General features: G+C 73.8%; 14 protein-coding genes. 12 read left to right on the forward strand and 2 right to left on the reverse strand.

Going from position 1 to position 14,800, the window contains the following annotated elements; translation table 11 throughout:
- Positions 1-217 precede the first annotated feature (217 nt).
- The gene (locus ACFWTE_RS27495) at positions 218-745 is read left to right on the forward strand and encodes a hypothetical protein (RefSeq protein WP_378782818.1); all 528 of its coding nucleotides are present in this window, start codon (positions 218-220) and stop codon (positions 743-745) included.
- A 40-nt stretch (positions 746-785) separates the two neighbouring features.
- Positions 786-1,346, forward strand: coding sequence for a TIGR03086 family metal-binding protein (locus ACFWTE_RS27500; protein WP_378782819.1), 561 nt, complete (start codon positions 786-788; stop codon positions 1,344-1,346).
- Positions 1,347-1,386: 40 nt separating this feature from the next.
- Here ACFWTE_RS27500 and ACFWTE_RS27505 read toward each other — a convergent pair whose 3' ends face one another.
- The gene (locus tag ACFWTE_RS27505; RefSeq protein ID WP_378782820.1) at positions 1,387-2,235 is read right to left on the reverse strand and encodes a helix-turn-helix transcriptional regulator; all 849 of its coding nucleotides are present in this window, start codon (positions 2,233-2,235) and stop codon (positions 1,387-1,389) included.
- 89 nt (positions 2,236-2,324) lie between these two features.
- Between ACFWTE_RS27505 and ACFWTE_RS27510 the strand changes: the two genes are divergently transcribed.
- On the forward strand, positions 2,325-3,692 hold the full coding sequence (locus tag ACFWTE_RS27510; protein ID WP_378782831.1) for an FAD-binding oxidoreductase: 1,368 nt from the start codon (positions 2,325-2,327) through the stop codon (positions 3,690-3,692).
- Positions 3,693-3,734: 42 nt separating this feature from the next.
- Here ACFWTE_RS27510 and ACFWTE_RS27515 read toward each other — a convergent pair whose 3' ends face one another.
- Positions 3,735-4,748 carry a LacI family DNA-binding transcriptional regulator gene (locus ACFWTE_RS27515; RefSeq protein ID WP_378782821.1) on the reverse strand — a complete coding sequence of 338 codons (1,014 nt, stop codon included), beginning with the start codon at positions 4,746-4,748 and terminating at the stop codon, positions 3,735-3,737.
- A gap of 376 nt (positions 4,749-5,124) precedes the next feature.
- Here ACFWTE_RS27515 and ACFWTE_RS27520 point away from each other — a divergent pair, with 376 nt between their 5' ends.
- The 9 genes from ACFWTE_RS27520 (at position 5,125) to ACFWTE_RS27560 (ending at position 14,696) form a co-directional block, all read left to right on the forward strand.
- Positions 5,125-6,174, forward strand: coding sequence for an extracellular solute-binding protein (locus ACFWTE_RS27520; protein WP_378782822.1), 1,050 nt, complete (start codon positions 5,125-5,127; stop codon positions 6,172-6,174).
- On the forward strand, positions 6,174-7,034 hold the full coding sequence (locus tag ACFWTE_RS27525) for an ABC transporter permease subunit (RefSeq protein ID WP_378782823.1): 861 nt from the start codon (positions 6,174-6,176) through the stop codon (positions 7,032-7,034). Before ACFWTE_RS27520 ends, ACFWTE_RS27525 begins: the two co-directional genes overlap by 1 nt.
- On the forward strand, positions 7,031-7,792 hold the full coding sequence (locus ACFWTE_RS27530) for an ABC transporter permease (RefSeq protein ID WP_378782824.1): 762 nt from the start codon (positions 7,031-7,033) through the stop codon (positions 7,790-7,792). The genes ACFWTE_RS27525 and ACFWTE_RS27530 overlap by 4 nt, the downstream gene beginning before the upstream one ends.
- The gene (locus tag ACFWTE_RS27535) at positions 7,789-8,871 is read left to right on the forward strand and encodes an ABC transporter ATP-binding protein (protein ID WP_378782825.1); all 1,083 of its coding nucleotides are present in this window, start codon (positions 7,789-7,791) and stop codon (positions 8,869-8,871) included. Before ACFWTE_RS27530 ends, ACFWTE_RS27535 begins: the two co-directional genes overlap by 4 nt.
- A gap of 59 nt (positions 8,872-8,930) precedes the next feature.
- Positions 8,931-9,707, forward strand: coding sequence for an MBL fold metallo-hydrolase (locus tag ACFWTE_RS27540; protein WP_378782826.1), 777 nt, complete (start codon positions 8,931-8,933; stop codon positions 9,705-9,707).
- 172 nt (positions 9,708-9,879) lie between these two features.
- Positions 9,880-10,395, forward strand: coding sequence for a 2Fe-2S iron-sulfur cluster-binding protein (locus ACFWTE_RS27545; protein ID WP_378782827.1), 516 nt, complete (start codon positions 9,880-9,882; stop codon positions 10,393-10,395).
- Positions 10,392-11,384, forward strand: a complete 993-nt coding sequence (locus ACFWTE_RS27550; protein ID WP_378782828.1) for an FAD binding domain-containing protein — start codon at positions 10,392-10,394, stop codon at positions 11,382-11,384. The genes ACFWTE_RS27545 and ACFWTE_RS27550 overlap by 4 nt, the downstream gene beginning before the upstream one ends.
- Positions 11,381-13,471 carry a xanthine dehydrogenase family protein molybdopterin-binding subunit gene (locus tag ACFWTE_RS27555; RefSeq protein ID WP_378782829.1) on the forward strand — a complete coding sequence of 697 codons (2,091 nt, stop codon included), beginning with the start codon at positions 11,381-11,383 and terminating at the stop codon, positions 13,469-13,471. The genes ACFWTE_RS27550 and ACFWTE_RS27555 overlap by 4 nt, the downstream gene beginning before the upstream one ends.
- A gap of 118 nt (positions 13,472-13,589) precedes the next feature.
- Complete coding sequence (locus tag ACFWTE_RS27560; protein ID WP_378782830.1) at positions 13,590-14,696, forward strand: sodium:calcium antiporter; 1,107 nt, start codon at positions 13,590-13,592, stop codon at positions 14,694-14,696.
- The last annotated feature ends 104 nt before the right edge of the window (positions 14,697-14,800 follow it).

The following is a 14,800-nucleotide window of genomic DNA, read 5'->3' on the forward strand; positions in this document are numbered from 1 at the left end:
TGGACGCAAGGGGGAGACCTGCCGTGGGTGGGCGGGCCCGTGCAACAAGAAAGGAAAGCGCTTTCAACACCGAAGTTAAGTGTTCGTTGTCAACGGTTCACCCACGCGGTGCGCGTGGTGCGCCGCGCCGCTCGTTGCGCGTCCGCTCCGCTTCCGCGTCGCCGCTGGATAATCGGGGTACGGGACCGCGCGGGGCGGTCACGGCCGGAGGAGGGACATGGGCACCATGCGAACGCACGCGGCCGGTACCGTGATGCTCGGCCTGGCGGCGGGGTCACGCTCCACGCTCGGGACCGCCGCGCCCCTGTGGGCCGCCTCGTCCGGCCGGAGACGGGTGCTCCTCGTAGCGGGCGTGGTCGGGGAGTTCACCGCCGACAAGGCCCCCGCCGCCCCCAGCCGGCTCTCCTGGCCGAACCTGCTGGCCCGCTCCGCCAGTGCGGGCGCCGGGGGCGTTGTACTGGCGCGGGCCCGCGCGCGGCCGGTCGTCGTGAGCGCAGTGCTCGCGGCCGCCGTGGCGCCCCTCGGGGCGCTCGCGGGGGAGCAGTGGCGGCGGTGGTGGACCGACAGCGGACGCCCCCCGTGGATCGGCGCCCTCATCGAGGACTGCTGCGCGCTCGCCCTCGCCCGGGCCGCCTGCCGCGGGTCGAACGGGGGACCCGACGGAGACGACGGTCCCGGACCGTTGCGGACCGGCGGCCCGCGGCTCCGCCGGAAGGCGGGTTCGACGCGCCCCGTCACCGGGTAGGTGACCCGGGCAGAGCACGCATCCGACCCCGAGGACACACATGGCACGCCTGATCGACCTGCACGGCACCGCGATGGAGGAGTTCGACCGCCGGGTCCGGGCGGTCACGCTCACCGACTGGGCCCTGCCCACGCCGTGCGCGGACTGGGACGTCCACGACCTGGTCAACCACCTGACCACCGAACAGCTGTGGGTGCCGCCCCTGCTCGGCGGTGCGCGGATCGAGGAGGTCGGCGACCGCTTCGACGGCGACAACCTCGGCGAGGAACCCGCCGCCACCTGGGCTGTCGTCTCCCGCGAGGCCCGCACGGCGTGGCTCGCCCCGTCCTCCCTGGAGAGCACGGTCCACCTGTCCTTCGGCGAGGTTCCCGCCGAGGTCTACCTCTGGCAGATGACCTTCGACCTGACGGTGCACGCCTGGGACCTGGCCCGCGCCCTCGGCGCGGACGAGTCCGTCGACCCGGACCTGGCCAAGGAGCTCCACGCCTGGGCCTCCGACCAGGATCTGGGGCCTGGCCAGGTGTTCGACGCGCCCGTGCCGGTCGGGCCCGAGGCCACGGTCCAGGAGCGCCTGATCGCCCTCACCGGGCGCACGCCCTGAGTGTCCGCCCCGGCGGGCCCGCGCCGGCCGGGGCCGGCCCCTACCGCTCCTCGGCCCCGGGGCCGAGACAGGAGCGCGGCGTGCGCCCGGTGAACCGGCGAACCTCGTGCGTGAGATGGGACTGGTCGGCGTAGCCGACCGAGGCGGCCACGTCGGCGAGCGCCCGCGGGCCGTCCGCGCGCATCAGGCGCAGCGCCCGCTGGAGGCGCCCGACCTGCTGGATGACCTTGGGTGAGAGCCCGGTCTCGCGTTCCGTCAGGCGGCGGAGGTGGCGCGGCGTCAGCGACACCTCGCCCGCCACGGCGTCGACACCGCGGGGACCGCCCTCCGACAGCAGGCGCACGGCCTCCCTCACACGGGCGTCGACCTCCACGTCCGGCCACAGGGCGTGAAGGTCCGAGGGCCGCACGTCGGCGGTTCGGAGGAGTTCGACGAGCCGTCTCGCCCTCCGTGCGGGGAGGAGGTCGTCGACCGCCACCTTCCGGTCCCGGAGTTCGACCCCGCCGACCCCCGTGACGGGGCGCAGACAGGCGGTGTGGATCCGCAGCCCGTTCAGCACCGTCCCCGGCTCGAACTCGGGCAGGTCGGCCGAGGTCGCGGGTCCGACCAGCCAGGCGAGCCCCGTGGAGCTGACGATGAAGTCCGCGTGGTTGTCGGGTACGACCCGCTGCGGCCCGGGCCCGACCCGGTGGTTCCACACGCACACGAAGGGCGACGAGCCGTCGGTGATCCTGGTCTCCCGGTACCGTGCCGCCTCCGAGGGGACGGTCGGCGGGGTGACGGGGCGGGGATGTCCGTTTCCTACAAGACGGCCCTCCGCGGCGCGGATAGTTTCTCCGCCATGAGAAGAGAGCCGATGATCCGGTACCGCGGAGCGGTCGTCACGCACCGTGCACCCACCCGCCTTTCCGTCGGAGCAGTCCGAGGCCGTCGCGGCGGCGCGGCGAGGCCCCTACGAGCCGGGGGAGGGCCTGCGTGATGCGCTGGCCGTGCCCGGTGTTCGTACCAGGAGACCCAGGCTACGCAGAGGAGTTCGCGACTCTCAACCACACCGTGGAGCACCGGCCGCGACTGGTGGTCGGCGCACGCACCTCCTCCGACGTGGCCCGCGCGGTCGCCTACGCCTGCGACCACTCCTTGAGCGTCTGCGTGCAGTCGACCGGGCACGGGATGTCCGCTCCGGCCGACGGTGTCCTGATCACCACGCGCAGACTCGACACCGTCGACGTGGACCCCGTCCGGCGCACGGCCCGGCTGGGGGCGGGCACACGGTGGAAGGACGTCATCCCCCGGACCGCGGCGCACGGCCTCGCCCCGCTGAACGGGTCCAGCCCCGAGGTGGGAACCGTCGGCTACGTGCTGGGCGGGGGCGTCGGCATGCTCGGCCGGCAGTACGGCTACGCCGCGGACCACGTGAGCGCCGTCGAGGTCGTCACCGCTGACGCGAGGGTCCGCGGGATCGGTCCGGAGCGGGAACCGGAGCTGTTCCGGGGCCTGCTCGGAAGCAAGGGGAACCTCGGAGTGGTCACCGGGATCGAGGTCGGCCTGTTCGCCGTCACCTCGTTCTACGGCGGGGGGCTCTACTTCCCGGGGGAGAGGGTTCCCGACCTGCTCCGAACCTACGCCTCATGGACGCGCAGCGCCCCGGAGGCCCTCGCCACGTCGATCCTCCTCTCGACGTACCCGGACACGGAGGGGGTCGCCCCCGCGCTGCGCGGGCGCCGCACGGCCCACCTCCGCGTGGCCCACTTCGGCTCGGACACCGAGGCGGAGCAGCTCCTCGCCCCCTTGCGCCGGGTCGGCCCGGTCCTGCTCGACACCCTGCGGCGCAGGGCTTATACGGACATCGGGTCGGTGCACCACGAGCCCGTCGCCCCGTACTCGGTCTGTGAGTCGGGGTTCTTCACGGGCCCGCTCGGCGAGGCCGAACTCCGGGCGGTCCTGCGCCTGGCGGGCCCCGACGCGCGCGACCCGATGATGGTCGAGCTCCGCCACCACTCCGGGGCCTACCACCGGGCCCCGTCCACGCCCAACGTCGTCGCGGGCCGCAACGCGCACTTCACCGTCTTCCTCGGTTCCCCGGTGGACGAGGAGGGGCCCACCGCGACCGCCCGCCGCCACACCGGGGCGCGCAGGCTCTTCCGCGGAGTGGACCAGGGCACCGTCCTGAACTTCCTCGGCGCCGGCCACGGGAGGGACGCCGTGCGCGCCGCGTACTCGGACGAGGACCACCGCCGGCTCCGGGCGCTCAAGGCGGAGTTCGATCCGGCGAACGTCTTCCGCGTCAACCACAACATCACTCCCCGGGAACCGGAGGAGCATCCCGACCACGCTCCCCACCCGTGACGCCGTCGGGACCGTCCGGTGGCCTTGCCCGGGCAGCGCCGGTCAGCCGGGCAGGACCGCCACTGATCCGCGCACGGCCAGCGTCACCGGCAGCCGCACCGACTCGTCCTGGGGGCGGAGCAGCAAGTCCATGACACTGCGCCCCAACAGCTCACGGTCCAGGCCCACCGTCGTCAGGCCCGGGTCCAGCAGGGCGGACGTGGGCAGGTTGTCGTGGCCGACCACGCTGACGTCACGGCCCACCCGCAGTCCCAGTGACCGCGCCGCGTCGTAGACGGCGGTGCCCAGGTAGTCGGAGTTGACGATCAGCGCGTCGTGCCCGGGGGCGGAGATCCGCTCGGCGGCCATCCGCGCCACGCTGGCGTGGTCCAGCGGGCACCGCACCACGGTCCCGTCCAAGCCCCAGTCGGCGCACAGGCGCACGAACTCCTCCTCCCGGCCCCAGTCGGCGGCCAGCTCCCGCGGCGCCATGACCAGCGTCGCCCGACGGTGGCCGCGCTCGCGCAGGTGCCCCAGCGCCAGCGCGACGGCGGCGCCGTCGTCCGGTCCCACCGTGGGCACCCGCGGGGCGCCTCCGGGAGCCGACAGCTCCGGGGTGCAGTTGAACGCCACGACCGGGATGTCGGTGCGGTTCGTCAGCCAGGCCGACAGCGGGCCCCGGCGCCCGATCGGGGTGATCGCGATTCCGCCGACCGCCTCCGCGGTGAGCCTGCGGAGCGCGGCGGCCTCGCGCGCGACGTCGTAGTCCGAGCTCATGATGAGGAGGAAGGCGCCCTCCTCGTGGGCCTGGACCTCCATGCCGCGCAGCACGTCCAGGAAGAAGGGGTTGCGCATGTTGCGGATGATCACCCCGTACGCCGACCGCTTGCCGGTGCGCAGGGCACGGGCCCTGCCGTCGGCCTGGTAGTCGAGGTCGGACGCCGCCGCGCGCACCCGCTCCACCGTCCCGGGGGCGACCCGCCCGGTGCCGTTCAGGGCGAAGCTCGCCTGGGCGACGGAGACCCCGGCTCGTGCCGCGACGTCGCGCAGCGTCGCACGCTTGCGGGGACTGGACATGTGCCTCCCTCCGGGTGCCCCACGACGGGGCTCAGACGATTATCCCGACGCGGCGGACCCGCCGCGGACCGGACACCGCTCCGGGGGCGACGCCGCGGTCCCGCCGACGGTGGCCCCGGCCCGGCCCCGCGGACCCCGCGCCGCGTGCACGTCGCCGCCCGGCGCCCGGCTGCCGGGGGCGACGCCGCGGCCCTTGGCGTTCGGCGGGGACCGGTGGGAGCGTGCTCGTGTCGTTCCTGGTTCCGACAGTGTTCTCCTCCAGGACACGGACCACGACACAGCAGGTCAACTCATTGGTGAATCGTTTAATCAACGGGGTGCCTCCACCCCGCTCCCGGGCCCTTCCGGGACCGCCTGACAACCAACGGAGACCCCCATGTCCCGAACCCGCCGACGCACGGTGGCAGCGGGCGTCGTCGCCACCGTCGCCACCGCCTCACTGGTCTCCTGCGCAAACGTGGAGCCGCCCGCGGGCAGCGCCTCCGGCAACGGCGAGATCGTCATCACCTACAACTCCCCGACCGAGTGGGGCAACTACGGCGAGGTCCTCCGGGCGTTCACCGAGGAGACCGGCGTGGAGGCCCCCAACGACCCGAAGAACTCCGGGCAGGCCCTCGCGGCGCTCCAGGCCGAGCAGGGCTCGCCCGTCGCCGACGTCGCCTACACCGGCATCGCCTTCGCCGAGCAGCTCGTGGGCGCGGGCGTCCTCCAGAACCACGTCCCGGAGGGGTCGGAGGACGTCCCCGAGGAGCTCAAGGACCCCGACGGCGCCTGGACCACCGTCCACACCGGCGCCATCGCCCTCATCGTCAACGAGGACCACCTGGACGGTGCGCCGGTTCCCACGAGCTGGGAGGACCTCCTCGACCCCGTCTACGAGGACAAGGTCGGCTACCTCGACCCCACCCAGGCCGCCGTCGGCTACTCCGCCGCGACCGCCGTCAACCTCGCCCTGGGCGGCTCCCTCGACGACTGGGGGCCGGGACTGGACTACCTCGAAGCGCTGAAGGAGAACGGCGCCAGCACCTCAGCGCAGACCGCCACGGCCAAGGTCGCGCAGGGTGAGATCCCCATCCTCGTCGACACCGACTTCAACGGCTACAAGCTGCGCGACGAGGGCACCGACGTCTCCGTCGTCATCCCCGAGGAGGGCTCGCTCCAGATCCCCTACATCGTCGGCCTGGTCGACGGCGCCCCCCACGAGGACAACGGCAGGCGGCTGCTCGACTTCTACTTCTCCGAGCAGGGCCAGGACCTCTTCGCCGCCGGGTACATGCGCCCGGTGACCGGCGAGATGCCCGCCGAGCTCGCCGACAAGGTGCTCCCGCCCGAGGACTACGAGCGGGCGGTCACCATCGACTACGTCGAACAGGGCGCACAGCAGCAGGAGTTCATCGACCTGTACCTGGACGAGGTCGGCTTCTAGTGCCGACCCGTCAGCCGAGCCGCGTCCGCACCGCCGCCCCGCCGGGGTGGGTCGCGGCCCTCCCGGCCCTCGCCCTCATCCTCCTGTTCAGCGTCTACCCCGTCGCGGTCATGGTCGTGAACTCCCTGGGCGCGGGCCGGGCACCGGCCGACGGCGGCCCGACACTGGAGCACTACCAGCGGGCGCTGGCCTCGGACTCGGTCCGCGAGGCGCTGGGCAACTCCGTCCTCATCGCGGGGGGATCGGTGCTGTTCACCCTCGCGGTTGCGGTCCCCGTGGTCCTGCGCCAGGCACGCGAGGACCGCGAGGGGCGCGGCAGCGCCACCGCCGACGCCCTGCTCACCCTGCCCATCGCACTGCCCGGCATCATCATCGGCTTCTTCGCGATCATCCTGACCGGACGTACCGGCCTCCTCGGCCTGGCCTGGGAGGGGTTCTCCGGACTCGCCTACACCTTTCCCGGCCTCCTCGTCGCCTACGTCTACTTCTCGCTCCCGCGCGTCCTCGGCCCGCTCCGGGGCGCCGCCGCCACACTCGACCCCGTCCTGACCGAGAGCGCCCGCACCCTGGGCGCGTCCCGCGCCAGGGTGTTCCTCACCGTCACCCTTCCCCTGCTGCTGCCCGCCGTCATCGAGACCGCCGGCACCGCCGTCGCGGTGGCCCTGGGCGGCTACGGCACGGTGGCCACCCTCTCCGAGGGCGTACGCCTGCTCCCGTTGAACGTCGTGAACGAGCTGACCACCGGGTACCGGCTCGCCGCGTCCTCCACCCTCGCCGTGACGCTCGCGGCCATGGCCGTCCTCGCGCTGGTCCTGGGCCGACTGCTGTCCCGGTTCGCCCGGAAGGCGGTGGCGTCATGACACGCCTCATCACTCGCCTGACCTGTGCCTTCGTGGCCGTTCCGATTCTGGCCACCCTGGTCGCGGCCACCAGCGCCGACTTCTCCCAGGGTCCCTGGGGCGGCGGGGCCACCCTGGACTGGTTCGCCTACGCGTGGCCGCCGCTCGCACCCGTCATCGGGCGCAGCCTGGCCGTCGCCGTCCTGGTCGTGCTCCTCAACCTGGCGGTCGGAGGCCCCCTCGCCTGGTGGGTGGCCCGGTTCCCGTCCGCGCTGACCCGGCTGACCGGTTACCTCGTGAACGTGCCCCTGGCCGTCCCCGGCATCGCGCTCAGCGTCGCGCTCGTGGGCACCTACCCTTTCCTGCGCCCCAGCGGGCTGCTCCTCGTCCTGGGACACCTCGTCTTCACCCTGCCGTTCACCCTGGCGGCCCTCGTCCCCGCGCTCGCCGACGACGAACTGCGCGCCAACGAGGGAGTCGCGCGCAGCCTCGGCGCCCGGCCGGTCCGGGTGCTGAGCACCATCACCGTCCCGGCCTGCCTGGTCGCCGTCACCCAGGCGGTGACCATGGTGTTCGCGCTGTCCTTCGGTGAGTTCAACATCAGCTTCTTCATCAACCCGCCCGCCACGCCGACCGCGCCCTTCGCGCTGTTCGACGCCTACTCCACCCAGCGCCTCGAACTCGCCTCCGCGCAGTCGATGATCTTCATCGCCTTCGTGGCTCCCGTGCTGACCGCCATCGTCCTGGCTCGCCGCTGGGCCCCGAGGAGGACCCCGTGAGTACCCAGACCGCCGCACCGGCCCCCGCCACAGGGTCCGGTCTCTCCGTGGACGCGCTCACCGTGCGCTACGGAGCCACCGTCGCCGCCGAGGGCATCAGCATCGACGTCGCGCCGGCCGAGACCGTCGCCGTCATCGGCCCGTCCGGGTGCGGCAAGAGCACCACCCTGCGTGCCGTCGCGGGCCTGGTCCCGGTGCACGGCGGCACGGTGACCCTCGCCGGGCGCGACGTCACCGGTCTCGACCCGGCCCGGCGCGGCATCGGCCTGGTCCCGCAGAACTACGCCCTCTTCCCGCACATGAGCGTGGCGGCCAACATCGGCTACGGGCTCAGGGCCCGCCGCGCGCCGACCGCCCGCAGGGAGGCCCGGGTTCGGGCGATGCTGGAGCTCACCCGGCTGACGGAACTCGCCGACCGGCGACCCGACCAGCTCTCCGGCGGACAGCGCCAGCGGGTGGCCCTCGCACGGGCGCTGGCCATCGAACCCGACGTGCTGCTGCTGGACGAGCCCCTCGCCGCCCTCGACCCGCAGCTGCGCGGCGGACTCCGCCGGGAGCTGTCGTCGATGCTGGCCGAAACCGGGTGCGCGACCCTGGTCGTCACCCACGACCAGAAGGAGGCTCTGTCGCTGGGTTCGAGGATCGCCCTGCTCCGGGAGGGCCGGCTGGTCCAGTTCGACACCCCGCAGCGGCTGTGGGACGACCCGGCCGACGCGTTCGTCGCGGACTTCCTGGCCAACGCGGTCCTGTTGGACGTGGACCGCGACCACGACCACGTCGTGGCCCTCGGCGGCAGGTGGCGCGTGCCCGTCCGCGACCTCGCGGTGCGCCCGACCGGTCACGGGACGGAGCGCCTGCTGCTGCGCCACGACAGCTTCACCCTGGCCGACGGCCCCGGCGAGGAGGTGCTGGAGGCCGAGGTGACCCACTCGGAGTTCGGCGGCGACGCGGTGCACCTGACCGTGCGCGCCGGCGACCGGAGCCTGGGCGTACGCGTCCCCCCGGACGCGCGCATCGGCCGGTCGGTGCACCTGGCGGTCGTTCCCGGCGGCGCGACCCTGCTGACCCCCGACGCCTGAACCCTTCCCCCGGCCCGACCGCCTCCGCGGACCGGGCCACGGCCACGAGAGGAACACGCATGCTCGAACTGGAGATCCTCGGATCCAACGCGACCGCGCCCACCAGGGAGGGGCCCGCCTCCAGCTACCTGCTCCGCACGGAGACCGGGGTGGTGCTGGTCGACGCCGGGCCCGGATCCCTCCTGGCGTACTGCGCCCGCCACGATCTGGCGGACCTGCGCGGCATCGTGGTCACCCACATGCACGCCGACCACAGCCTCGACCTGATGGCGTGGGCGTACCGGTGGACGTTCCCCGAGGTGCTGCCGAGGGTCCCGCTGTTCTTCCCCGAGGGGGAGCGGGAAAGGCTGAAGGCGTTCGACGCGGTGTTCGGCATCCCGACCCTGCCGACGATGAACAGCCCCATCGCGCAGTCGTGGGACCTGCGGGAGATGCCGCGCGACGGGACGACCGTCCACACGGTGGACGGTGTGACGTTCCGGTCCTACGCCGCGCACCACAGCGTGCCCTCGGCGGCGCTGCGCTTCGAGGCCCCCGGCGGGCGCACGGTGGCGTTCTCCTCGGACACCGGCTACTGCGAGCCGGTGGTGGAGGCGGCGCGCGACGCGGACCTGTTCGTGTGCGAGGCCACCTACCTGGAGGCCGACGAGCAGGCCCTGCACGGCCACGGGCACCTGACCGCGCGGCTGGCGGGCGAACTCGCCGCGGAGGCCGACGCGCGCCACCTGGTGCTGACGCACTTCGCCAGCCCCGCCCTGTGGGACGAGGGCAGGCTCCACGCCGCGGACGGCTACTCCGGGAAGATCAGCGTGGCCGTTCCCGGAACGGTCCTCTGACCGGTACCCCTCCCGCGGACCCGGTCCGTCCCCGCCCCGACCCGCCCCGACCCGCGTCGGCGCGGTCGGGCCGGGCCCGATCCCGCACCCCGCGCCCCGACGTGGCGGCTTCACCGAGCCACCCTCATGTCACACACTGTGACGAGAGCTGAACGAGGGGGAGGCACATCCGGTGGACGCCACGATCACCCTGCGCGTCGACGGTGAGGAGCGCCAACTCACCGTCGACACCCGCACCACACTGTTGGACGCCCTGCGCGACCGGTTGGAGGTGACCTCGCCCAAGAAGGGCTGCGACCACGGCCAGTGCGGAGCGTGCACCGTCCTCCTGGACGGCCGCCGCGTCCTGTCCTGCCTGGCCCTCGCGGTCGCGCACGACGGGGGCGACGTCACCACCGCCGCCGGCCTGGGACGCGGGGACGCCGACGGGGCAGGACTGCACCCCGTGGCCCGCGCCTTCGTCGACCACGACGGGTTCCAGTGCGGCTACTGCACCCCCGGGCAGGTCTGCTCGGCGGTGGGCATGCTGCAGGAGGCCGCCGCCGACTGGCCCAGCCACGTGACCGCGGACCTCGACGGCCCGGTGCGGCTGGACGACGAGGAGATCCGCGAACGCATGAGCGGCAACCTGTGCCGCTGCGGCGCCTACACCAACATCGTCGCCGCGATCCGGGAGTTCGCACGGTGAGGCCCTTCGACTACACGCGCCCCGACGGGCCCTCGGCCGCCGTCGCCCTGGTCGCCGCCGACCGCGGCGCCGCCTACCTCGCGGGCGGCACCAACCTGGTCGACCACATGAAGCTCGGAGTCGCCTCGCCCACCCGGCTCGTGGACGTGCGCGGAGTGCTCGGCGACCGGGTCGAGGAACTTCCCGACGGCCGGCTCCGGATCGGGGCCGCCGTCCCCAACAGCGACCTGGCCGCCCACCCCGCGGTCCGCCGCCGCTACCCGGTCCTCTCCGCCGCCCTGCTGTCCGGCGCCTCGGGGCAGCTGCGCAACGCCGCCACCACGGGAGGCAACCTCTTCCAGCGCACGCGCTGCCCGTACTTCCAGGACACCACCACACCCTGCAACAAGCGCGAACCCGGCACGGGATGCCCGGCGAAGGAGGGGCACGGCCGCGACAACGCGGTCCTCGGCGCCTCCGACTCCTGCGTGGCGACCCACCCCTCCGACATGGCGGTGGCGCTCGCCGCGCTGGGCGCCGAGGCGCACGTGCTCGGACACGGGGGAGAGCGCGTCGTGCCCATCCCCGGCCTGCACCGGCTCCCCGGCAGCGAACCCGAACACGACACCGTCCTCGAACACGGCGACCTGGTCACCGCGGTCGACCTGCCCCACCTGCCCGCGGCCGCGCGGTCGGCCTACCGCAAGGTGCGCGACCGGGCCTCCTACGCGTTCGCGCTGGTGTCCGTGGCGGCCGTGCTCGACGTCGTGGACGGCACGGTCGTCGACGTGCGCATCGCCTTCGGAGGGCTGGCGCACGTGCCCTGGCGTGCCCACCGGGCGGAGGAGGCGCTGCTCGGCGGGCCGGCGACGGAGGAGGCGTTCCGCGACGCCGCCCGTGCCGAACTCGCCGACGCCCGAACCGGCCGTGACAACGCCTTCAAGGTCCCCATGGCCGTCAACACGCTCGCGTCCACGCTGCGCGGCCTCGCCGCCGAGGAGGCACGATGACCACCCCGCCGGCCACCCCCGCCGTCGGCCGGCCGCTGACCCGGCTGGAGGCCGAGGCCAAGGTCACCGGGCTGGCGCCCTACGCCGACGAGTACGCCTTCACCGACCCGCTGTACCTGGGCCCGGTCCTGTCCACCGTCGCCCGGGGCCGCGTCACGGAGGTGGACACCGCGCGCGCGGAGGCGCTCGCGGGGGTGCGCGCCGTCCTGACACCCGCCAACGCCGAAAGGCTCGCCGACACCGAGGACCGGGAGTTCGCCGTCCTCCAGACCGACGAGGTGGCCTTCCGGGGCCAGTTCGTGGCGGCCGTGCTCGCCGACACCCCGGAGACGGCCCGCGAGGCGGCCGGACTGGTGCGTGTCTCCTACGACGCGGTCCCGCACGACGTGACGCTGACCGCCGACCACCCGCTCCTGTACCGGCCCGACGGGGTCAACGCCGATCCCGACACGGACACCGAGCACGGCGACCCCGACGCCGCACTCGCCCGCGCCGCCGTCGTCGTGGACCGGACGTACCAGACCCCCATGGAGCACAACAACCCCATGGAGCCGCACACCACCGTGGCACTGTGGGACGAGGGGTCCGGCCGCCTCACGCTCCACGACTCCACCCAGGGCGCCCATCCCGTCCGGCGCACGATCGCCGGGGTGTTCGGACTCGCCCCGGAGCACGTCAGGGTGATCGCCCCGCACGTCGGGGGAGGTTTCGGGTCCAAGGGCTCGGCCCACGCCCACAACGTCCTCGCCGCCATGGCGGCCCGAGCCGTGCCGGGAAGGCCGGTCAGGTTCGCGCTGACCCGCCGGCAGATGTTCAGCCTGGTCGGCTACCGGACGCCCACCATCCAGAGACTGCGGCTCGGCGCCGACCTCGACGGCCGCCTGGAGGCCGTCGTGCACGAGGTCGTGGAGCAGACCTCGAAGGTCAAGGAGTTCGCCGAGCAGAGCGCGGTGTGCTCCCGGATGATGTACGCCGCCCCCCACCGCCGCACGTCGCACCGGCTGGCGCCGCTGGACGTGCCCATCCCGTTCTGGATGCGCGCCCCGGGCGAGGCGCCGGGGATGTACGCGCTGGAGTCGGCCATGGACGAACTGGCCCAGGCGTGCGGCGTGGACCCGGTGGAGCTGCGCCTGCGCAACGAACCCCCGGCCCATCCGGAGACGGGGGAGCCCTGGTCGGACCGGGCGCTCGTCCGGTGCCTGCGCGAGGGCGCCGAGCGCTTCGGCTGGGCCGGACGCGACCCCGCCCCGGGAACCCGTCGCGAGGGCGACTGGCTGGTGGGCACCGGCGTCGCCTCCGCCGTCTATCCGCACCTGGTGAACCCGGGGTCGGTGGCCGAGGTCCGGTACGGCGAGGACCACCTCTACCGGGTGGCCATCGGCGCCGCCGACATCGGTACCGGAGCTCTGACGGTCCTCACCCAGATCGCCGCGGACGCGCTGGGGCGCCCTCTGCGGGAGGTCCTCGTCGCGATCGGCGACACCGACCTGCCGGAGGCCTCCGTCGCCGGCGGCTCCAGTGGAACCACCTCCTGGGGGGCGGCCGTCGTCGCCGCGGCCCGGGCGTTCCGGGACGAGCACGGCGACGCCCCCGTGCCCGGCGCCCGCGCCCGCGGGACCACACCCGAGGACACCGCGACGCCCGGCTACGCCCAGTTCTCGTTCGGTGCGCACTTCACGGAGGTCCGGATCCACGCCGACACGGGGGAGATCAGGGTCCCGCGCATGCTGGGCCTGTTCTCGGTCGGCAGGGTCGTCAACCCGCGCATGGCGCGCTCACAACTCCTCGGGGGGATGGTCATGGGCCTGTCGATGGCGCTGCACGAACAGAGCGTGGTCGATCCCGCGTTCGGCCACGTGGTCAACGGCGACCTGGCCGGCTATCACATCGCCGCGCACGCGGACGTGGCCGGGCTGGAGGCCGACTGGCTGGAGGGCGACGATCCGCACGCGGGACCGCTGGGATCACGGGGCGCGGGGGAGATCGGCATCGTCGGTACGGCCGCGGCCATCGCGAACGCCGCCCACCACGCCACCGGCGTCCGGATCAGAGACCTACCTCTCACCCCGGACCGCTTCCTGCGCTGACCTGCACAAAAGGACCGATTCCCTCCCCGGGGCGGGTCCGGGCGGACGCGGGACCCGATTGGGACGCCCCTCGACGGGTAGCCAGGGGTCCGTGCACCGATACGGGGAGGGAACGCACATGGTGGAAGCAATGGCCCCGCCGTGGCCACTGGCGTGGAGCGTCGGCGTCTTCGTCCTGGTGGCCGCGGTGACCGTGGTGGCCAGCGTCCGGATGGCCACGCTCGGGGACGTGCTCGCGGACCGCACGGGGTGGGGGGAGGCGGTCTTCGGTGCGGTCTTCTTCGGCCTGGCCACGTCCCTGTCGGGGATCGTGATGACGGCGGTGAGCGCCGCGGCCGACCAGCCGGGGCTCGCCTACGGCAACGCTGTCGGGGGGATCGCCGCGCAGACCCTCGCGCTGGCGGTCGCCGACTTCTTCCACCGCCGCGCGAACCTGGAGCACGCGGCCGCCTCGTCGGCGAACCTGCTCTTCTGCTGCCTGCTGATCGGAATGCTGTCCCTGGTCCTGATGTCCGGCTTCGGCCCCGACGTGACGGTGCTGGGGGTGCACCCGGCGTCGGTCGTGCTCGTCGCCTTCTACGCGGGAGGGCTACGGCTGATCAACCACGAGGGCGCACATCCGATGTGGCGTGCCGTGCGCACGCGCGAGACGGTGGTGGACGTGCCCGCCGGCGCCGGGGGAGGCGCCGGCGGCGGTTCCGCGGAAGCCCCGGGACCGGACGCGCCGGGACCGGACGCCCCCGCGGATGAGCCGACAGGGGACACGGCTTCCCTGTGGGTGTCGTTCGCCCTGGTCGGCACCCTCGTGGCGGTGGGCGGGTGGGCCCTGGCCGAGGCCGCCGCCGTCATCGTGGATTCCACCGGTCTCAGCGCGGGCCTGGTGGGCGCGATCGCGATGGGTGCGGTCAACGCCCTGCCCGAGACGGTCGCGGCGATCGCGGCCGTCCGGCGCGGGGCGATGACGCTGGCGGTGGCGGCGATCATCGGAGGCAACAGCCTGGACGTCCTCAACCTGGCGGTGGGGGACGTCTTCTACCGGTCGGGGTCCCTGTACCACTTCGCGGGCGCCGACGAACTGTTCCTCACCTCCGGCGCACTGCTGATGACGGTGGTGCTCCTCGCCGGGCTCATCGTCCGCCAGGCACGGGGGTGGGGCCGGATCGGTTTCGAGGGCGTGCTGCTGATCGCCGTCTACGCGGGGATCGTCGCCGTGATGGCCCTCTGAGGCCGACGGTGACCGGGTGCCGGGAACGGGAGGTGACGCGGTCGCGGCAGCCCCGCGCCTTTCCTCGTGGTCGTGTACTCGTAGCGGGTTCGGGCGCCCGAACC

It is taken from the genome of Nocardiopsis sp. NPDC058631, from assembly GCF_042716955.1.
GTDB lineage: Bacteria > Actinomycetota > Actinomycetes > Streptosporangiales > Streptosporangiaceae > Nocardiopsis.